The organism is Bernardetia aquimarina (genome assembly GCF_042180575.1).
GTDB lineage: Bacteria > Bacteroidota > Bacteroidia > Cytophagales > Bernardetiaceae > Bernardetia.
The window spans coordinates 5237433-5258284 of the sequence record NZ_CP170094.1 but is presented as its reverse complement, the minus strand read 5'-3'; the positions used below and the strand labels follow the sequence as shown (position 1 = coordinate 5258284).

Here is a 20852-nt window from a genome sequence, read left to right as displayed (position 1 = left end):
TTAATATAAATTTTTGATGAAACAACGCTCTACTTTTCTTTTATCTCTTCAAAAATTCACTCGTTATTTAGGCAGAGAGTGGCTTTCTAGTCTTACCTTTCAACGTATATTTTTAGTAGTTTTTGCTATTGGTATTTATGCCAATACATTTACTCATGAGTATGCCACTGAAGGTTCTCGTTTGCTTTCTCAGAGTGATATGGCACACAAAGGTTTGGGAGTAGATGGAATCATGAATATTTTTAAACAAGATAGTTATGCAGAAGTAAATGATAGACAGTCCAAATTTATTCCTGCAAATGAACATTATCAGCCTGTTACTCTTCTTACTTATGCTATTGAATATACGTTATTTGGAGAAAGTCCACATATAAGTCATATCATCAATGTCCTTTTGTACGCACTTACAGGGATGCTTTTACTTTCTGTTTTGAATAGAATTTTTGCAGGTTATTTGGAGGAGCGACCTCGTAAAATTTTAGCTTTTGTAGCCACTCTTATTTTTATTGCTCATCCAGTTCATACCGAAATTGTAGCAAGTATAAAAGGGCGAAACGAACTTCTTTCCTTTTTATGGCTTCTTTTAATGACTTATTTGCTACTTCGTGCAGCCTTTGCTAGAGGTGCAATCCGTTTTATTTATTTGCCATTAGTTGCAGTTTCATTTTTCTTAGCTCTTCTGACAGAAGAGACAGCAATTTCATTTTTGATAATTTTGCCTTTGATTCTCTATTACTTTATTCCACTTCGTAAAACAGATATTTTCGTTTTAGCAATTCCTGTTTTGTTTACGGCTGTTGGATATTGGTTTTTAAGAGACCTTTTTACAAAGGATATAGACCAAGCACATTTGATGCACAGCATTCTGAACAACCCATTTGCAAATGCTGATTTGTCTCAAAAAATAAGTACTCTCATTTTTGCTTTTGCTAAATATATTGAGCTTTTGATTGCTCCTATCAATCTTTCTCATGATTACTCTTTCAATCAGATTACACTTAAAGAATGGACAGATGTACGAGTAGTCATGACATTTTTAGGTATAGTCGGAGCAGGTGTTATCTCAGTTGCTAATATTAGAAAAAAAGGAATTTATACTTTTGCTTATTTTTACTTCATTGGTTATTTACTATTCATTTATGTCACAGAATTTTTAATTAATCCCGATGAGTTTGTTTTTCTTTCCCCTGGAACAATTATTTCAGAAAGACTACTTTATTTACCCTCTTTAGCTTTTTGTATTGCTACTGCTTTTGGTTTATATGATTTATTTGGTTGGTTTGTGGCAAATAAAAAAGGAGCTGCAAAATGGGTTTATACTTATACTTTTTTAGGAACTTCACTTGTTTTGGTTCTTTATAGTATCAAAACAGTAGTACGAAATGAATCTTGGAAGAATGATTTTACATTAATGAAAGCAGATGCCAATAATTCGCCCAATAGTGTACGACTTCGCTATATGCTAGGACGAAGTTATATTATTGAAGCTGATAGTACAGTTTCATTTAGGCAAAAAGCAAGATATTTAGAAAAAGCAGCCGATCAACTCCGAAAAGCAGTTACTATTTATCCAAGTTATGCTGATGCGATTGCTCTTTTGGGTACTGTTTATACTGATTTAGGACAAGAAGATAAGGCTGGGCGTTATTACAAACGAGCTATTCAAATTAATCCACAATCTATCGTAACGCAGGAAGAATATGGAAAAATGTGTTTAGCAAATGGAGATTATCATCAAGCCGTAGAGTGTTTTAAACAATGGGGAATTTTGGAAATGAACCCAACTGCATTTTTATATTTAGGAAAAACGTATGAGTTTTTGGAAGAACCTGATTCGGCTACGGCAGCTTATGGACTTGTTGTATCTTTTAAAGATAGTGATTACAATGAAGTGGTAGGAGATGCTTATTACAGAATGGCGAATATTTATGTTAGTCAAAGTTTGAATGATTCGACGACAAATAAAACCAAAGATGCCGTTGATTTGTATATGAAAGCTGTCAGTAAAAACAAGAGAAATTTAGATGCCTATCTAAAATTAAGCAAACTTTATGAAGATGAAGGAAAAGTAACAAAGGCTATTTATACTCTTGAAGGGGCAATTATTTATTTTCCAAAATCAGAAGAGTTATACAGAACGATTGCTAGATTATATGGAATAGAAGAAGACGAAGAAAAACAAGAAAATTATATAAAACAAGCTGATTCGGTTTCTGCATTGAATGAAGAATGATTTTAAAAAAACAGGGTTTAAACCCTGTTTTTTTTATGCTTTAAAGCCCACTCTTCCATGTACAAAAAAATCATAACCACCTTCTTGTGGCTTTACTTCGATGATATTTGCAAGTGTCATGTTTACTAAAATAGTCGAGGCTTCTTTTTCAGAGATATTTACCAATTTGGCATACTCTTCCAAATTAATGCGTTTATGCGAACCTAAATATTGCAAAAGTATTCTTTCATTTTGACCATATTGTAACAAAACATCTTTTTCATTTGCTCGTGCCTTCATTATTTTACGCATTTCTTTGCTTGCCTGTACACTCTTATCTGCAATCCTAACATACGCCTTTCCTACTCGTGTATTTTTTTTATACAATAAATAAATAGGACGTTGTGGATGTGGTTCAAAATCAAAAACAACTACTTCACAACCATTTGTATAAGGAACTGATACTCTATAAATGGTATAAGTAACAGCAGGCTTACAAAAATCCTCCATTGCTTTTTCCATCATATAAATAGCTTCGTCAGGATATTTCAAACCAGGTATTTGTCCGTCATCTGACACACCAATACATAACTTGCCTCCATCTGTATTTACAAATGCAACTACTTCACGCAATATTTTTTGAGGGTAATATACTTTTCGTTTAAATTCTATATGCAAACCTTCTCCTTCTGCAACCAATTTTCTGAGGTCTTTATATCTCATGGTATGTGTCATGGCAAATAGTATTTTAGTGTGGATAAAAGAATAATACAAATAAAATTTGCACATTATTTTTAGCTATAAAGTCTAAAAAAAACTAAAACTTATTTATCAAATCATTTTTGATTGTATTATTCACTAAAAAATAAAAGGGGAAAAGAACAAACAAAGTTCCTTTTGACTCTGCTAATTTTAAAAAATAGCTGTTAAATATTTTTCAGAAAAAGAAACCTATTTAAAGTAACACCCATAAACCACTACTAATCAACGAGTTAAAACACTTTTTAAGTTCTCAGTAGTTAGCTTTGTTATTTTTATTCCTCTTCATCAACGATATAAATTCCAGCTAAATGTCGCCCATAATTATCATAGTCTAGTCCATAACCAATTACAAAATAATTTGGAATAGAAAAAGCAATATATTTTGGGGAAATATCAAATTTGAGTGCGCTAGGTTTGAAAAGACAAGTAGCTATTTCGATACTAGCAGGTTTATGAGAGGAAAGTTCTCTTAGGAGCTTATCCATTGTAGTTCCTGTATCAACAATATCTTCAACGACAATTAAATGACGATCTTTTAAATCTTCATTAAGTCCTTGAATGCCTAATAAATCTTTAGCATTATTAGAAGATTTATCTTTGATATAAGAAGAGTATTTTAGAAAAGAAACTTGGCAAACTGTGTCCATTGAGCGAACTAAATCGGCTGCAAAAACAAAAGAACCATTCAGAATACAAAGTAAAAGTGGGGTTTTACCTTCATAATCTGTTGCAATTTGTTTTCCTAATTCTTGTACACGTTGGTACATTTGATGCTCAGACAAATAAGGAACAAAATATTTGTCTTGAATAAGCAAACGAGAGGTAGAAGATTTCATATCCTATAAAACTACAAAATTTGTGTATTGTTTGGAAATATGATAATATAGTTTTCTATTTTTTAATAATAATTTGCATAAAAAAAACCGAACATCATCAAAATGTTCGGCTATCAAATTGGAATAAGTGCCATATAATACGTAGTTATGTTAAAATCAAAAAAGCTAAATTCTCAAAATTATAATTTTTCAATTATTTTCTAAGGATTTTGAATCGTGCTACTTTTTGCATGATTACTTCCAGAAATGCGAGTTTGCTTTTGTTTAGCTGCATCTTTTGCTTTCTGACAAATCAAACGCTCTTCTTTAGTTTCTTGATTACAAGGCTTTTTGGTCGTTGGTTTTGTAGAAATAATAGTTGCTTCTGTGTCTGAACTTACATCTTGATTTGAAACGTCAGATTCGTGTTGGCGAATTGTTACTACTACTTCTGAGGGTTGAATTGACGATTTATTCAATTCACTCTCCGAAGAATGTGTATATGTGTTTTTCGATTTCTCTTCTAAAAAATTACTTTTGGCATCTATATTGAGAAATATAGTTTGTCCGATTGCTGCAAAAACAAGCAGAAAAAGAATAAAGAGTTTGAGTTTCATGATTAAATATGTTAAGGTAAAAGAGTTTAATTTATAATCCTATACAATTTCACAGCCTTGGTAAACACTTGAAAATGAGCAAAAATATTTTTTTTTCTACCATTTTTTTTGCTTTTAAAAAGATTAAAACTCAGTTAAAGATTAATTTTGCTAAGGTATCTACTTATATAGACAGTCTTTTTTAACAAACGTTGCATCTTATTCAAAAAAAATTAGAAAAAAATCAAAAAATGTCTAAAATTAAGTGTATTGCCTCTTTATATATCACTATCTAGTCATCTTTTTGTTATGAGTTGCAAGTTACAACCATTTTTTCATAAAATCAGTAGTCTTTTTTACCAAAAACTTACAAATTTTAACAAAAAATTAATTAATTCTACTTGCTCTTCATTTTTAATTAATGACGATAAAAATAAGCTATCCCCCTATTCTACAATCTATTTTTTTATAGATAACGACTGATACTTACTATATTATCTTAAAAAAGTAAAAAATGTTTATTTTTTTCACTAAAAAACTTCAACATTTTTCAAAAAATCAAAAAACTAATAATTTCTCATAATAATTATTACTTTTATAACTCTTTAAATGTTTCGAAAATAACGGCATTCATTGCACAAAAGGGTGGGTTTTCTAAATTTTCTTTATTGTATTTTAGATCAGTATCAGTATCTGCATTCAGAATTACTCCTCCTGCTGCTTTCAAAATAGCTTCTCCTGCTGCTGTATCCCACTCCATTGTCGTTCCATTTCTATAATACAAATCAGCAATTCCTTCAGCAACTAAGCAGAATTTAACAGAACTTCCCTTCTTACGAATCTCCTTAACATTAAATTGATTCAAATAATTATTATCTTTTGCTCCTGAATGCGAACGACTCTTAAAAGCAATTATTCCCTCTTCATTTTTACGTAAACTTACTTTTATAGCTTTTTTTTCTGTTTTTTCTATTCTATTTTCTAAATCTATTGCTTTCAAACCTAACTCTTGTTTGTAAGCTCCTTTACCTAATTCTCCCACATATAAAACGCCACTAACAGGAACATAGATAATTCCCAACACAGGAATATTATTTTTCATTAGAGCAATATTTACTGTAAAATTTCCATTTCGTTTCACAAATTCTCTTGTTCCGTCAAGAGGATCAATAAGCCAAAACTTATCCCAATTTTTACGTTCAAAATACGGTATAACTTTGCCTTCTTCAGACAAAAGTGGCAAACCAAGTGGTTTTAAGTGCTTTTCAATAATTTTATTAGCTTCTTTATCAGCAAGTGTAAGAGGTGAATCATCCGATTTATAACTTACAATAGTAGAAGTTGTGTAATCTGTATCGTTTTCATTATCAAATTTATCATAAATTTCTTTGATACGCTCGCCTGCTTTTACGGCTGCTTGAATGGCTATTTCTATCATAATTAGTGGTTAGTGGTTAGTGGTTAGTGGTTAGTGGTTAGTGGTTAGTGGTTAGTGGTTAGTGGTTAGTGGAAAATTCCTTTTATAATTTATTGTTTACAGTTTTGAAACAAAAAAAGCAACCTTTTTTAAAGTTGCTTTTTATAAAAATTCTTTTAGAAAAAAATAAATTAATAAACTACTAATTTTACATTTATGCTTAAACTCGTAATTTTTAATTCGTAATTATTCTTAGGGAACTAATCGTTTTGAAACTCTACAAATATTAGCCGAACCTGTTCTTTCATATTGTATTTCGTCCATTATTTTTTTGACAAGAATAAGACCGATTCCCCCACTTCTTTTTTCTGCAATAATTTCTTGCATATCAGGTTCTTTATAAGAAAGTAAATCAAAACTTGGTGCGCTTTCATCTTTTATTTCAAATACAAATTGGTTATCCTTTCTACTTACACTTACTTCTATATCTTCCTTCGGATTACACTTGTGGGAATGAATAATTAGGTTGGCACAGAGTTCATCTACTGCCAAAACCATCAGATTTATATCTATCGGCGAAATTGCATGCTGCTTGAGTGCTCCCTCCACAAAGTTACGAACTCTGCTAAGGTTGTTTTTCAAACAAGAAATTCGAATGCTATGAATCATTTATTATTTATTACTTTATAGCTAGTGATTATTTTGCTAATGAATTAGCTTTTTATTTAGCTCTATTTTTTGCTTCATCTTTTGTTTTTGTTATCGGAATTATTTCATCTAAACCTAAGATTCTAAAAACCTTTAGTACTTTATCATTCATCCCGTATAAAACCAAGCTAATATTTCTAGCTTCACACTCTTGCAAGTGTGAGGTAAAAACACCAATTCCAGGAGATGAGATATAATCTAAACGATTACAATCTACCAAAATTGGATTACGATTTTCTCCAATGGCTTTGGCAAGCACTTTATCTAGCTTAATAGAAGAAGAGGCATCTAAGTCTCCATCAATGCTGATAATATAGTTTTTTTCTTCTTCAGTAAATTTGACTTCCATTATATCTTACGAAAAATAATTGCAATAGGTTTGCTACAAGTAATAAATTATAATAAATAAAGTATAATTAGGAAGAAAGATAGAGAATTCTAATTAAGAATGTCTTGTTTCTCTCAAAAATCTACTTTTATTTGAATTGACAAATTTACTATTCTTACCGAGAGTTTTCAAGTTTTTTTGAAAATAAATACCAAAGATGTCATTTGATTCGATTATTAATAAGCCAAAAATATATAATTAATTCGTTAATTAGCATTTTTTATACTCACTGTTTTAGTTTATTACTGATTATCAATCTATATAAATGACTTACCATTCTCACAAATTAGATTCAACTCACTCTCATATTATTGGAAGAATTGACCCAATTACAGGAGATAAAAGAAAATGGATTAATCAAAATTTTGATAGAAACTATCAAGGTAACATAGAAATTGGAGAACCAAAAATATAATCCAAAGGAGAATTAAATTTGCACTTCCTTATTGTATTTATTTCTAACTTCATAAATCTGATTTCTAATTTTATTTTTATTTGGAATTAATCTAAATAAACTTTAGATTTGTAAAACATTACAAACTCCTTTACCTCAACATCTTATTTTAAGTCATGCAAACTACATTCCCTGCATTTCCTTCAATTATTGGTTCTCAGACAAATTCTTTTTCTACTAATTTGAATACTGAAGACGAATCATTTTGTCAGTCATTTAGCTGTTGTAAAAAAGATAAATGTTGTAAAAAGTATAAGAAAAAAGGAACACATTGTAAAAAATGTCCGAAAATATAGGGTTATGATGTTTGATGTTATTGGTGTCGCTTCGCTAAAATACCAACAATAGCATCTAGTTTTCATTTCTCCAACAGTTTTTGGATTTTCTGTCTATATGTTTGTCCAATCGGAACAACTGTATTTTCTAAAAAAATCTGATTTCCTTCAATCGTTTTGACTTTTTCTAAAGCCACAATAAACGATTTGTGAACACGCAAAAAATATTTTTCAGATAAAATAGTTTCTAAATCTGATATTTTTTCATTGCAAATAATCATTTCCTCTTCTAAGAATAGTTTTGAATAATTGCCATAGGCTTCTACATAAAGCAATTTTTCAGGATTAATTTGATGGTGTTTTTTATCGCCCTTTACAAAAAAAGAATCGCCTTTTGATTCTGTACTTTCTAAATTTGTAGGAGGAAATAATACATTTTTGATAGAATTATTCTGAACAGAAATAGCTTTATTAACAGCTTTCACAAAACGTTCAAAACTAAATGGTTTTACCAAATAATCTACCACACCGAGTTCGTACCCTTCCAAAGCAAACTCTTGGTAAGCACTTGTTACAATTACTTTAGGCGAATTAGCCAGCGTTCGTAAAAGCTCAAATCCGTTCAGTTTGGGCATATTTATATCTAAAAAAATAAGTTCTACATTATTTTTATGCAAAAATTCCATTGCCTGAAAAGCATCATAACAGTTTTTCTGTAATTGCAAATGAGGTAACATTCCACAAAATTTTTCTATAAGTTGATGTGCTAGTGGTTCGTCGTCTATGATAATGTAATTTGTCATTTTTTTATTTTAAATATTACTAAATATACTGTTTAATAAATTTATGTGTCTGTTTATATTATTTTATTTTTATCAGACATTTTAACTTCATTGAGGGCTAAAGCTGTTCAGAAGTACTAGATAGTTTAGCTCTTTCTTAACCGTACTGACACTTCTGAAAGTATATGACAGTTAGTTTGGTGTTGTTTCACAGTAGAAAGTGGTTTAAATGATGTTTTTTTGCTTGCTTTATAACATTTTCAAAAGTCATATTTTTACTTCAAAATAAAAAAGAGTTTACAGTTGTATTTTTAAGAAAATACGATGATATCATCTTCTATAAACTCTGCTAAATTTAAATATAAAGTTCAAGATTGGCAAGCATACAATAAATCTGAGAATAGTTTAATACATGTCTAGAAAAAATTACTGAATATTAAACCCTCTTTCTCCATGATAGGCTTCGTCCAAACCTGTTGCTTCCATAGTTTCATCTACTCTTGCGCCTTTTGTGATAAAGGAGCTAACAAAATAAACGATAGTAGTGGCAATAGCTGAATAAGCAATTACCGTCAAAATAGCGACTAATTGTACTCCTATCTGTGTAATATTTCCATACAAAGCACCAGTAGCATCAGGATTAATAGCAGGACTTGCAAAAATACCAGCAGCAATCGAACCCCAAATACCTACCAATCCGTGGATTCCAAAAGCATCTAATGTATCATCATAATCTAATAAGTGTTTGAGTTTGACTACACCATAATAACCAATAACTCCAGAAAGAAGTCCGATTGCAAGCGCACCACTCACACTTACATATCCACAGGCAGGCGTAATTCCAACTAAACCAGAAACAGCACCCGAAGCAACACCCAAAAGACTAGGTTTCTTCTTATTAATCCATTCAATAGCTATCCAAGAAAGTCCTCCAATACTAGCAGCTACATTAGTTACTAAAAGAGCATTTGCAGCCGTTCCATTTGCAGCCAAAGCACTTCCAGCATTAAATCCAAACCAACCAAACCACAAAAGAGCTGAACCAACAACAGTAAGTGTAAGAGAAATAGGCATTTCAGTTACCTTTCCAAAGTTTTTACGTTTTCCTAATAAAAGAGCTAATACAAGTCCAGCTACACCTGCATTGATATGAATTACAGTTCCTCCTGCAAAATCTAATTCGCCACTATTACTCAAAAATCCACCTCCCCACACCCAGTGTGTAATTGGACTATAAACCAATAAAACCCATAAAAAAGAAAAGACTAGCCAAAATGAAAACTTTACTCTTTCTACTACCGAACCACTTACAATCGCTACTGCAATAGCAGCAAAAGTTCCTTGAAAAACTACAAAAAGTAGTTTAGGAATAGAAGTACCAGCAGCAATTTCATTGATACCAATATTTTCCAAAAACAAATTATCTAAATAGCCAATAAGTCCATTTCCATCACTAAAAGCAAGGGAATAACCAACAATTACCCAAGCAACAGAGGCTACACAAAAAGAAACATAGCTCATTCCGACTGTATTAAGGGTGTTTTTACTGTGCGAAAGTCCTCCATAAAAAAGAGCTAAACCAGCAGGAGTCATAAGCATAACAAGGGCAGTCGCAATCAGAACCCAAGCTGTATCACCAGTATTGAGAGTGGGCGTAGATTCTGCTTGTTGAGCGAAAGCAAATAAGGGGAATAAAGTAAGTAAAGCAGATAAACTAACTTTTTTGAGAATAGATGTCATTTTTTATTTTTTTAGAAAAATCACAAAATTAATTGATAGTGTGTTTTTTAATCAATTTTCTATAAAAAATCAGGTTTTAAAAGAAAAATAGGTGTGTTTTTTAGGTCGTTTTCGTAAACATAACAAAAATATCTCAAAATACACTAAAATTAAAAACCTAATAGTGTTTTTTTTTTGCAAAAAAATAAGCACAAGATTTTGTCTTGTGCTTATCAAAAAATATTGAATAAAAATAATCTAATTTCCTACTTTAATATTAAATGTAAGTGTACCTACTGTAGTTGGTGGGGTTTCATCAAAAACTGTACGCTCAAATTTTGTATTTAAGACAGCATTTTTATAGGCTGTATAAGTTGCAATACCAATACTTTGACTTTTTTCTTTTAAATCTACCTTAGTTACATTTCCATCTTGGTCAATGGTAATATTGAAAACGATTCTTCCTTGTTCGTTAAGTACATCATTTGGTTGAGGTTTTTGCTTCCATCTCCAACCATAAACACTAGCCTCTGCACCATTTTTAACTCCTACTTTTCCTGTATCATTTGGGTCGTCTGAATTTCCTTGTTTGTCATTTGTTTTTGAATCTCCTTCTTCCTTCGAATTGCTAGTTGCATCATTTTTTTTATCGTCTTTTATTGGAGTTGTACTTTCTTCTTTCTTCTCCTCTTTCTTAGTTTCTTGTACTTCTGGTTTCTTTTCTTCCTTTTTCTCTTCCTGTTTTTCTTCTTTTGGCTCAACTTTTTTCTCTGATTTTTTTTCTACAAGCTCTTTTTTGTCCTCTTTTTTTGTATCAGGTACACTTACTGTATTTTCATTTTTAGTACTCTGAATATTAGGAGTTTGTTCTTGAGGTGTAATATCTTGTATTTCTTCTGTTTGTACTGCTTCTTCTTGAGTTTCACTTTCAGTAATTGAAGGTGTAAACTCACTTTGAGAAGGGGTAGGTGTTTCAGTTGGTGTAACAACATTTCCAAAACTCACCATAGTAATCCCAGCAGGTTCGGGGGCAGGAATAGGACGCTCCCAAACAGGACGCACAAAAAGAATAATTGCCAAAAAAATATGAATAATAACGGCTACAATAGCAGTAATTACACGTTCGTTAGGAGAAAGAACCGAATCAGAATTTATCTCAGAGTTTATCATGAGTCAAAGAATACAATATTATTTTTAGGATAGTTTTTTAGGTTTTCTTTTAAGAAACTTCTAACTAAAGTTACAAATTTGTTTTGTAATCACAAAATTCATTCTCTTTTTCTTATTTCTTTCTAACTTCTAGCTTTTTTGTTCCTGACAGAGTTCTACCAAAACGCCATTTGTAGATTTTGGATGTAAAAAACAAATCAGTTTGTTATCTGCTCCTGTTTTTGGTTCTTGGCTCAAAAGTGTAAACCCTTCACTTTCTAAGCGTTTCATTTCAACATAAATATCATCTACTTCATATGCAATATGATGGATTCCTTCACCTTTTTTTTCTATAAATTTTGAAATTGCACTTTCTTCTGTGGTGGCTTCTAAAAGTTCAATCTTAGTTTCTCCTAACTGAAAAAATGATGTACTTACGCCTTCTCGCTCTACTTTTTCTACTTTATAATGTTCCTTTCCAAATAATTTTTGAAAAAGTTCATTTGATTTTTCTAAACTTTTGATAGCAATGCCGATGTGTTCTACTCTTAAAAATGCCATTTTTTAGTGATTAGTTGTTAGTGATAAGTGATTAATAGAATTATACTTTTTTTAAAAAAAAATAATTCTTCAACTCTTCAATCTATGTGGTTAAAAATTGTATCTCGTAATTAATTCAGACTTTATAACGAGGGATATTTATCAGCAAAATATTTCAAAAATGCTTTCAAATCTTGATTAAAATCTTCTTCAAAAATATTTTTTAATGTATCTTGACTTGAATTGTATCTACGTACACTCATAAAATTAGTATTATTGAGTTCTCGCTGCTGAAAACGTTTTGCCCAGTTTTTATTAGAAAACGAAACGGTATCTATTTTTGATTTAATTAAATTTAGATAATTTTGTTTAGCAATTTCTTTTTGTTTTTTTGAAAGTTCCTCTAAAAAATTATCTGAATTATAAAGCGAATCTAAAGAATTTGAGGCTAAAAGCATAAAATTTCTATATTTTTTAGAATCTTGAAGTGAAAAAATATAATCGTTTAATTCCTTCGAATTTTTTCCATATTTTTCTTCTAAAAAAAGTTTTGCGCCTTCTTCTCCTACAAAATTAGCTAAGTTTTCATTAAAGTTTACGCTGTCTTTTATATAAAGTGTGGCGTGTGTGAGTTCGTGTAAAATAAGTTCTACCAAATCGCCTTCCTCTCTCTCTAAATTATTGGAAAGCAAAACATCTTCAAACCAACCAAGCGTCGACCAAGCCGAAACAGAACGAATATTTGTATCAAATTTAATAATTTTGTCATTTATACGTTCGCCTTCATTTTTCAATCTATCTCTTTCTTTTTTGGCTTTCTCTAAATCAAAATACCCTTTGTAAGAAAATTTTCCTACTATCGGAAATTTCCATTCATACGCATCTAATTTGTAGGGGTAAGAAGCTGAAACATTCCATAAAATATCTTCACCTTTTTGGTCATATATTTTGGTGTAGTTTTTAGAAGGTTTCATTCCCAGTTTTTCCATTCCAAACTGACGAGCTTCTTCAATAATTTTGATTTTTGCTTTTAAAGAATCTGGAAAGTTTGTATCTTTTTTTAGCTCTTCAAAACTACGTCCGTTATTCATTACTTCTAATTGCCCATTAAGCTGCAAAAGTCCATAAGCAATCAGTTCTCTTTGCCAAATTGCTAAGGCAGAAAGAACTAAGAGAAAAATCCCTGTGTATTTTAGTAGTTTCTTTTTGTTGAGTTTAAAGCGTTTCATTTTTATTACACTGTTTTAAGCCATTCAATAGCATCTTGCAAATTAGTAAAAAAACGAAGTGTATATTTATCTTTATCCATTTTATCTACTATTTTTTTGACCGTAATTTGATTAAAAATGCTTTTTGATACAATAACAGCAGAGGTTCTGTATCCGTATTCATATATTCTAGGAAACCAAACTTTATCCAACCAATCTTGATTTTTTGGACTTACAGCTTCTGATTTCAAATTATTAGCAATCATTTTGCTGCTTTTATGTTTTATGAGTAACTCTAAAAAGAAATTACAGGCATCTACAAATTCTTCATGAGAAACATGCCCAAACCACTCAAATTGAATTGCATTTATATCTTGATGATAATAAATTTTGCATTTCGGTTTGTCGTACTCAAGTGTGATTTTTTCTTCCATCCTATTTTTATATAATTTGAGTTTTTATAAAACTAGAGATTTAAGGTAAGTCTTTTTAAACGAAAAACGCTTAATTAGTACAATCAAGCGTTTTTTGTAGATTTAATAAGAATTTAAGTAACTGAGCAAAATTATTTATCTGCAAATAGAATCTGTCTGACACCTCAAAGGTGTCTTGACAGTTTAAATTTCCACTTTCTAATTCTTTTCTTAGATATATTTTATTTTGCTCAGTTACTTATAATCAATAACTCTCATCTTTAGAAGGAAAACTCTCATTTTTCACATCTTTGATATATTCCTCAACTGCCTTTTGCATAATATCATTTAAGTCAGCATAACGACGCAAAAAACGAGGATTAAATTCTTTTGTAATTCCTAATAAATCATGAGAAACCAAAACTTGTCCGTCCACATCACCACCTGCACCAATTCCGATAATTGGAATATCAACTGTTTTGGCTACTTTTTCGGCTAATCTTGAAGGAATTTTTTCTAAGACAATCGCAAAACAACCACATTCTTGCAATATTTTGGCATCTTCAATCAATTTTGCAGCTTCTGTTTCTTCTTTTGCACGAACAGAATATGTTCCAAATTTATAAATAGATTGAGGAGTCAGTCCCAAATGCCCCATCACAGGAACACCAGCAGAAAGCACACGCATAACCGATTCTTTAATTTCTTCTCCACCTTCCATTTTGACGGCATGTGCACCCGATTCTTTCATAATTCGGATAGCAGAATCAAGAGCTTGACGAGAATTTCCTTGATACGAACCAAAAGGAATATCCACCACCACAAGCGCACGTTTGACTCCACGAACCACACTAGAAGCATGATAAATCATTTGGTCAAGTGTAATTGGAAGCGTTGTTTCGTGTCCTGCCATCACATTTGAAGCAGAATCACCCACTAACAAAACATCAATATTGGCAGCATCAAGAATTTGAGCCATCGAAAAATCATATGCTGTAAGCATAGAAATTTTTTCGTTTTTATTTTTCATTTCCTGCAATGAGTGCGTAGTAATACGTTTGGCAGAGGAAGAATTAGCAACAGACATATATAAATAAAGTTAGAAATATGAAGTTAGATTTTAGAAGTAATACAAATACAATTAAGATTTTTGTAGGGAAATGGCTTGCCTTTTCCTAAACTACGTAGAAATAATTAATTACAATTTATAACTAATAATTTATCATTAAAAATTAATTATTCATTTTCTTCAAAATGCTTCCAACCTTGTGCTTTTATATCCATTATTTGCTCCGAGTTCATAACTAACTTTACACCTTTTTCAGCTTCATGAATATAACCTATCAAATGCACATCGACTATTTTTTCAATTTTTTCTAAATCTTCTTGTTTGATAGTAAATAAAAGTTCGTAATCTTCGCCACCGTTTAAGGCACATGTCAAAGGACTAAGTTTTAATTCTTCGGCTGCTGTTATGGCTGTTTGCTCATCAATAGGAATATTTTTTTCGTACATCATTGCTCCCACATTCGACTGGCGACAAATATGATGAATTTCAGAAGCCAATCCATCCGAAATATCCATCATAGAAGTAGGCAAAATGCCCTTTTCTTCTAGCTCATAAATAATATCCATACGAGCTTTTGGTTTTAGCTGTCTTTCTAGTACATGATCTGCATTTTCTAGTTTTGGTTGTGCTTGTGGAGCATCGATGAAAACTCGTTTTTCTCTTTCCAAAATCTGTAAACCTACAAAAGCAGCACCCAAATCGCCTGTAACACACAAAACATCGCCTTTTTTGGCTGTATTTCGATAGACAATTTTTTCTGGACTTGCTTGTCCTAAGGCAGTAATTGAAATGACTAAACCTTTTGGAGAACTCGTTGTATCTCCTCCTACCAAATCAATTCCGTAATCTTCACAGGCAAATTTTACACCTTCATAAAACTCATCAACTGCCTCAACTGAAAAACGATTACTAAGCGCAAGACTAACCGTAATTTGATGAGGAATACCATTCATCGCAGCAATATCTGAAATATTTACAGCAACGGCTTTATAACCCAAATGCTTCAAAGGAGTATAAGACAAATCAAAATGAATTCCTTCGACAAGCATATCTGTCGATACTAAAAGCTGTTTGTCTTTTTCCAGTTCTATAACGGCTGCATCATCTGCAATTCCTTTTTTAGAAGTAGATTTTTGTAATGGAAAATTAGATGCTATACGCTCTATAAGTCCAAATTCACCAAGTTTATTTATTTCTGTACGCAATTTTATAGTTTGTTTTGATTTTTCTAGTCAGAATTAGATTGCAAAAATAGGGAATAATGAGGGAAAATGTTAATGTAAAAATCAAAATTCAAGTATTTTCAATTAAAAATTACTCATATTGTATTTTAATTATATTCCTCAAATCTCCATAAATTATGAAACAAAAAATAAAAGATACTTTTTTCGGTTTTGCTGTTGGCGATGCTTTGGGCGTTCCTGTGGAGTTTCGAAGTAGAGAAGATATTGCCAAAAATCCTGTTACGGATATGAGAGAATTTGGAACGCACCACCAACCAAAAGGAACGTGGTCGGATGATAGTTCGATGGCTTTTTGTTTGGCTGAAAGTTTGGCTACTCCCAAAAGCTCCACTAAAAAAGCAATTTATGATATAAAAAATATTGCAAATAACTTTGTGAAATGGAAATATGAAAGTTTTTGGACACCTCACGGAAGAGTCTTTGATATTGGAATTGCTACAAATGATTCTATAAAGAGATTAAAAAAAGGAGAAAATCCACTTTTAGCAGGAGGAGCAGATGAATATTCGAATGGAAATGGTTCTTTGATGCGAATTTTGCCTCTCGTTTTTTATAAAGGATATTTATTTGAAGATTCTATCAAAAAGCGTTTTGAATTAGTTTCAGAAGTGTCTTCGATTACACACATGCATTTTCGTTCTGTTTTTTCGTGTTTTATTTATACTGAATTTGCTAGGATTCTATTAAAACAAATTCATAACAGTAAAGAACAAGATAAATTTACAGCTTATAAAAAATTACAAGTTTTAATAAATGATTTTGCGCTAGAGTTTGATTTTAATAAAACTGAAATTGCTCTTTTTGATAGAATTTTGAAAAATGACATAACTATTTTTGAAGAAGAAACTATCAAATCTTCTGGTTATGTACTGCATACTTTAGAGGCTAGTTTTTGGTGCTTTTTGAAGTATAATTCATATTCTGAAAGCGTTTTGAAATCTGTAAATCTGGGAGAAGACACCGACACAACAGGCTGTGTAACAGGTGGCGTAGCAGGACTTTTTTATGGAATAAAAACTAAAAATAACGAAAAAGGAATTCCGAAAGAATGGCTAGAAGTGATTGTAAAGAAGGAAGAAATTAATGAGTTGTGTGAAAAGTTATATGATTTGAATTTTTGAGGTAAGTTACTACTTGTGGTTGTTGATGTCGCTAAAACACCAAAAATGGCAGTTGAAAAATCAAGTTTGAATTGAGATTTTATTTTTTTAGAATTTAATTTATCTTCACTCTATGATTAAGAATTAAAAAAGAGTAGTTTATTTAATTTCAATTCCTAAGCAATAACTGAGAGTTTGTTTTTTTTAAACAATGATATAAAGTGAGTTTCAATTAAAGAAGGTTATTCATCAAACTATTTGAAAGGTTAGGTTATCAAATAATTGAAGTTCGATTTTTCTAAATAAATTATAAAAAAAATGTCGCATTTTGTTATATTTAAGTAGTCTGCCATAATTAGCATAACATTTTTTAAAATTAAAAATCTTTACTCTTATCGTTATCCTAAAATAATAACAAAAGCGAGATGTTACATTAATTTAGTCACACTACTTATTCGTACTGTAAAAAAATGATATTTTTTTATTTAAATTTAATCAAGAAAGTTATGAGCATATTAAAAAAAACAATTTTTCTATTATCTATTGGAATTATAGTAAGTTTAGGTTTGTATAGTTGCTCTGTAACTTACGGAACTTGTGACGAAACAACAGATAGTCCTATTTCTATTATTGATGTTTTAGATGTAAAACAAATAGCAAGAAACAGCAACGGTTATATATATGAGTTAGATAGTACTAGAGTTGATGTTCAAAGTTATAAAGGTTTTGTGATAAAATTTGAAACTCATAGATTAGCTTATCAAAATAGCTTTGATAAACCATTTTCAATATTTTCATCAGCATATGCTTTAAGTTGTAGTGAGTCAACAGTATATTTAAAAGAAGTTTATCCAAAATCGATAAAAATATATACTGTTTATGACTTATATAGAAATGTTGATGTAGGTAGTCTAGTTAATAGATACTTTAGTTTGCCTTTTCCTACTCAAAATGACAATGAAACCGAATTCGTATTATCAGAAGTTGTTAGAGAAAGGTTTGATGATGATATTGATTTTCCATTTGAATTAGAATTTTACCTATACCCATCACCTCAAAGATCTTATGGAGTAGCTAAATTTCGTATAGAGTTAGAACTGAATAATGGAGAAATATTTGATATAGAAACGCCTAATGTACTATTTAAGTAAATACTTTATAAATTTAAAAAACTAGATTACCCCTGCTATCGCTCATAAAAAAATCGCTCTCGAAAACTATGGTAAAACCAAGTCTAACCTTTAGAAAAATTGTTAAAATTTATTCCCTTTCTATCGTATAAAGTTTTGTTTTTTACACAGGCAAAAATGCGTTGTATAATTTTATTTCGTAAGGCATTAATCACACTCATTTTGTTCTTTCCTTCGGCTACTTTTCTTAGGTAGTAATCTCTCATCTCCCCCTCTACTTTCATAGCAGATAAAGCACACATGTGCAAAGCTGTTTTGAGGGTTTTTTTCGCCATTTTTGATACTCTTGCCCTTCCTTTAAATTTTCCAGATGAATTTTCAAAAGGCACAACGCCACAATAAGAAGCTAGTTGTTTGGCAGTATCAAATTTGGTAAACCCGTCGGTAGCTACCAGTAACTGAATCGCTGTCACTTTTCCAACACCTACTACAGAAGTGGTGAGCCGATAGAGTTCTTTAAGCTCAGGGTCATCTTTGATAATTTGATGCATTTGTTTTTCTATTTCTTCTATGCGAAGACTCAAGTGTTCCAAGGTTGTTTTAGAGCTTTCCTCTAGAAGTTTTTGAATAGATATTTTGCTAAATTGGCTCTGTTCATTGACATAAGTTTCTAGCTCCTGTCTATGAGTAACTAGCTTTTTTCGTAGTGTCTGCAAGGTTTTTAGGGTTTCTAGCTCTTGAGTAGGAGGAGTATATAAGTTCACTTTGTCTTGAAAACGAAAGGCATAAGTTGCGATATTTTCAGCATCAACTTTGTCGTTTTTGAGCTTTTTGACCCCCATAGAACGTTTAATTTGAATGGCATTTTCTACCCAAATGGTACAATCAAATTCCATCAAAGCGATAACAAGCCAGTTGATATACATACCTGTATGTTCCATACAAAACAAGCTTTCTTCGATTTTATAAAGGTCTTGAAAAGAAAAAAGATACTCTTGTATAGCCTTTAAATTATTTGTAATTCGTTCGTGATTTACTACTTTTCCTTCTTGAAGAATAGCAATATCTAAATGTTCTTTACTCACATCGATGCCTATAAAATTTTGGTAAGTCTGCATAAAAAGTTAATTTAGGGTTACCTAATTTAAAAAATGATTCATCGTATTCAATCGGACTTAAAACCTTATCTAATGAGTTTATTTTTAGGTCAATAAAAATACTCCGAAAACTATTTGAGTTTGAGATTGAATAAAGGTAGGAAGAGGCTGTTTCGAGAGATAGATTTTTATAGTCTGGCTCGTTTCATAGGTTCTCTTCCTACTAGATGAATTCTTAAATACAAGATAAGAAATTACATCTATTTTATCTACTACAAACCTAAAGGCTCGTTTTTAACGAGTGAGCAATGTGTATTCGGCTTGTAGCCGTGTATTTGTATTTTACAACAACAATCGCAAATCTAATAAATTAGCAATAAAAAAAATATAAAGTTGCTCAAAAAAAATAATTTGTATTTATCCTGTATTTCATCATATAAATCACTTGCCAATCAGTTACAGTATTTTCAATCATTCCTCTTCTTCCTTTTTAATAACTTTCTGAACTGTATAACGGTCATTGAGAGAAACGGCACACAATAAAAGATAAAAAACTGTACCGAGTTCTATTCCGTGTTTGGTAATAAAAGTGGTATCTACAATCCCAAAAGATTTCAAAACAGCCAGTAAAATACCAATAGAAAAAAGATACGAACCCGAAACTACAAAACGAGAAAAGGCATAGCCCCTAGCACGAGTCATAACAGCCGTATAGAGAACTAAAGCAGCAGCAAAAAGAGCATTTGCAACCACAATTTTGGTAAATAAATTGTAATAGCCTATAAAAACGATACTTGCAATAACTCCAGCAATGAGAGAAGAAAGTTGCATCAATTTTTGTAAAATAGGAGCATGTTTTTTTGTCAGAAGAAAAAGTTGCGTAAAATTAAGAGCCGAAACCGTAAAAACACCAATACTAAAAGGGAGTGCTTGATTTCCCCAATCAGGTGCAGTTGCCCACAAATACTGAAAGGCATAGCCATTCAAAACAGATAAAAAAAGTGCTGCCGAAAGCACCAGCATAGCATAATAAAGATAAGAACGAGTTTTGAGCAGGCTTCCAATCAAAAAACCATACGCAGCCAAAACCATAAAAACACCAAAAAGACCTCCGAAAATGAATTGTTCGCCTAGTATTTCTTCAAATAAATTACTCTCATTCCAAAGTTTTACAGAAACCTGCAAACTTCCATTTGTTTTAACACGAAAATAATACGAAACACTATCTCTTGAAACAGGAATTTTGAAAATTAAATTGTGATAATTAATATCTCGTTGATAAAATGGAAGTACATCGCCACTATGTTTGACTTGCCAAGAATCAGAAATTGTATCCTTATAAAAAAGTGAAACGCTATCTAATAATGGGTATTCTAATTCTAAATAAAAAATTTTATTTTCTACATGAGGAGGAATTTTGACACGTATCCATTTGGCAGTTTCTTCAAAACCAAGATTCAAATACATAGACGGTATAGCAACAAATTCAGTAGTTAGTTTTTCTACTTCATAAATGGTAAGCTCGTTACTATTATTTTTGGTGTTTTCTAAAAGTTCTAAATGAACTCGTTCTCCTTCTTGATGTGTATTTTTTGGAGAAATATCTGTTTTTTGTGCAAAGACAACCGTCGAATTTCCTACAATAAAAATAAATAAGAAAAACCATAAATTAATAAAACAGAAAAATTTATTTTTAGGCTTTGGCACAATAAGGAAGAATAATTATTTGTGTGTAGGATGTTTTGAAAAAGATAGCTATTTAATCTATACTCCT

21 protein-coding genes are annotated in these 20852 nt (G+C 31.0%); 5 read left to right on the top strand and 16 right to left on the bottom strand.

Annotated elements, in window-relative coordinates; genetic code table 11:
* Positions 1–16: 16 nt before the first annotated feature.
* On the top strand, positions 17–2233 hold the full coding sequence (locus ACE193_RS22755) for a tetratricopeptide repeat protein (RefSeq protein WP_375560480.1): 2217 nt from the start codon (positions 17–19) through the stop codon (positions 2231–2233).
* 33 nt (positions 2234–2266) lie between these two features.
* Here ACE193_RS22755 and ACE193_RS22750 read toward each other — a convergent pair whose 3' ends face one another.
* The 6 genes from ACE193_RS22750 to ACE193_RS22725 form a co-directional block, all read right to left on the bottom strand.
* A complete protein-coding gene (locus ACE193_RS22750) occupies positions 2267–2947 on the bottom strand; it encodes an RNA-binding domain-containing protein (RefSeq protein ID WP_375560479.1) in 681 nt (226 codons plus the stop codon).
* A gap of 299 nt (positions 2948–3246) precedes the next feature.
* The gene (gene hpt, locus ACE193_RS22745; protein WP_375560478.1) at positions 3247–3810 is read right to left on the bottom strand and encodes a hypoxanthine phosphoribosyltransferase; all 564 of its coding nucleotides are present in this window, start codon (positions 3808–3810) and stop codon (positions 3247–3249) included.
* Between the two features lie 200 nt (positions 3811–4010).
* Positions 4011–4406, bottom strand: a complete 396-nt coding sequence (locus ACE193_RS22740; RefSeq protein ID WP_375560477.1) for a hypothetical protein — start codon at positions 4404–4406, stop codon at positions 4011–4013.
* Positions 4407–4980: 574 nt separating this feature from the next.
* The gene (gene cysQ, locus ACE193_RS22735) at positions 4981–5823 is read right to left on the bottom strand and encodes a 3'(2'),5'-bisphosphate nucleotidase CysQ (protein WP_375560476.1); all 843 of its coding nucleotides are present in this window, start codon (positions 5821–5823) and stop codon (positions 4981–4983) included.
* A gap of 231 nt (positions 5824–6054) precedes the next feature.
* Positions 6055–6471, bottom strand: coding sequence for an ATP-binding protein (locus ACE193_RS22730; RefSeq protein WP_375560475.1), 417 nt, complete (start codon positions 6469–6471; stop codon positions 6055–6057).
* Between the two features lie 52 nt (positions 6472–6523).
* Positions 6524–6859 (bottom strand): STAS domain-containing protein, encoded by a 336-nt coding sequence (locus tag ACE193_RS22725; RefSeq protein WP_375560474.1) that lies wholly within the window; start codon positions 6857–6859, stop codon positions 6524–6526.
* 304 nt (positions 6860–7163) lie between these two features.
* Here ACE193_RS22725 and ACE193_RS22720 point away from each other — a divergent pair, with 304 nt between their 5' ends.
* Positions 7164–7313 (top strand): hypothetical protein, encoded by a 150-nt coding sequence (locus ACE193_RS22720; protein ID WP_375560473.1) that lies wholly within the window; start codon positions 7164–7166, stop codon positions 7311–7313.
* Positions 7314–7468: 155 nt separating this feature from the next.
* Positions 7469–7648: a hypothetical protein gene (locus tag ACE193_RS22715; protein ID WP_375560472.1), complete on the top strand. Its 180-nt coding sequence runs from the start codon at positions 7469–7471 to the stop codon at positions 7646–7648.
* Positions 7649–7710: 62 nt separating this feature from the next.
* Here ACE193_RS22715 and ACE193_RS22710 read toward each other — a convergent pair whose 3' ends face one another.
* The 8 genes from ACE193_RS22710 to thiL all read right to left on the bottom strand — a co-directional run bounded on the left by ACE193_RS22710 (position 7711) and on the right by thiL (position 15712).
* The gene (locus ACE193_RS22710) at positions 7711–8430 is read right to left on the bottom strand and encodes a LytR/AlgR family response regulator transcription factor (RefSeq protein WP_375560471.1); all 720 of its coding nucleotides are present in this window, start codon (positions 8428–8430) and stop codon (positions 7711–7713) included.
* A 405-nt stretch (positions 8431–8835) separates the two neighbouring features.
* Positions 8836–10149 (bottom strand): ammonium transporter, encoded by a 1314-nt coding sequence (locus tag ACE193_RS22705; RefSeq protein WP_375560470.1) that lies wholly within the window; start codon positions 10147–10149, stop codon positions 8836–8838.
* A 237-nt stretch (positions 10150–10386) separates the two neighbouring features.
* A complete protein-coding gene (locus tag ACE193_RS22700) occupies positions 10387–11298 on the bottom strand; it encodes a hypothetical protein (protein WP_375560469.1) in 912 nt (303 codons plus the stop codon).
* A 129-nt stretch (positions 11299–11427) separates the two neighbouring features.
* Positions 11428–11838 carry a methylmalonyl-CoA epimerase gene (mce, locus tag ACE193_RS22695; RefSeq protein WP_375560468.1) on the bottom strand — a complete coding sequence of 137 codons (411 nt, stop codon included), beginning with the start codon at positions 11836–11838 and terminating at the stop codon, positions 11428–11430.
* Between the two features lie 122 nt (positions 11839–11960).
* On the bottom strand, positions 11961–13046 hold the full coding sequence (locus tag ACE193_RS22690; RefSeq protein WP_375560467.1) for an aminopeptidase: 1086 nt from the start codon (positions 13044–13046) through the stop codon (positions 11961–11963).
* 5 nt (positions 13047–13051) lie between these two features.
* On the bottom strand, positions 13052–13459 hold the full coding sequence (locus ACE193_RS22685) for an STAS/SEC14 domain-containing protein (protein WP_375560466.1): 408 nt from the start codon (positions 13457–13459) through the stop codon (positions 13052–13054).
* Positions 13460–13703: 244 nt separating this feature from the next.
* Positions 13704–14525: a 3-methyl-2-oxobutanoate hydroxymethyltransferase gene (gene panB / locus ACE193_RS22680; RefSeq protein ID WP_375560465.1), complete on the bottom strand. Its 822-nt coding sequence runs from the start codon at positions 14523–14525 to the stop codon at positions 13704–13706.
* 149 nt (positions 14526–14674) lie between these two features.
* Complete coding sequence (gene thiL / locus ACE193_RS22675; protein ID WP_375560464.1) at positions 14675–15712, bottom strand: thiamine-phosphate kinase; 1038 nt, start codon at positions 15710–15712, stop codon at positions 14675–14677.
* 155 nt (positions 15713–15867) lie between these two features.
* Here thiL and ACE193_RS22670 point away from each other — a divergent pair, with 155 nt between their 5' ends.
* Positions 15868–16872, top strand: coding sequence for an ADP-ribosylglycohydrolase family protein (locus ACE193_RS22670; protein ID WP_375560463.1), 1005 nt, complete (start codon positions 15868–15870; stop codon positions 16870–16872).
* A gap of 485 nt (positions 16873–17357) precedes the next feature.
* Positions 17358–18002: a hypothetical protein gene (locus tag ACE193_RS22665; RefSeq protein WP_375560462.1), complete on the top strand. Its 645-nt coding sequence runs from the start codon at positions 17358–17360 to the stop codon at positions 18000–18002.
* Between the two features lie 83 nt (positions 18003–18085).
* On the opposite strand, the gene ACE193_RS22660 is transcribed toward ACE193_RS22665, so the two are convergent.
* Both ACE193_RS22660 and ACE193_RS22655 read right to left on the bottom strand, forming a co-directional pair.
* Positions 18086–19099 (bottom strand): IS110 family transposase, encoded by a 1014-nt coding sequence (locus tag ACE193_RS22660; RefSeq protein ID WP_375560034.1) that lies wholly within the window; start codon positions 19097–19099, stop codon positions 18086–18088.
* A 450-nt stretch (positions 19100–19549) separates the two neighbouring features.
* Positions 19550–20785 carry a 7TM diverse intracellular signaling domain-containing protein gene (locus ACE193_RS22655; RefSeq protein WP_375560461.1) on the bottom strand — a complete coding sequence of 412 codons (1236 nt, stop codon included), beginning with the start codon at positions 20783–20785 and terminating at the stop codon, positions 19550–19552.
* Positions 20786–20852 lie beyond the last annotated feature (67 nt).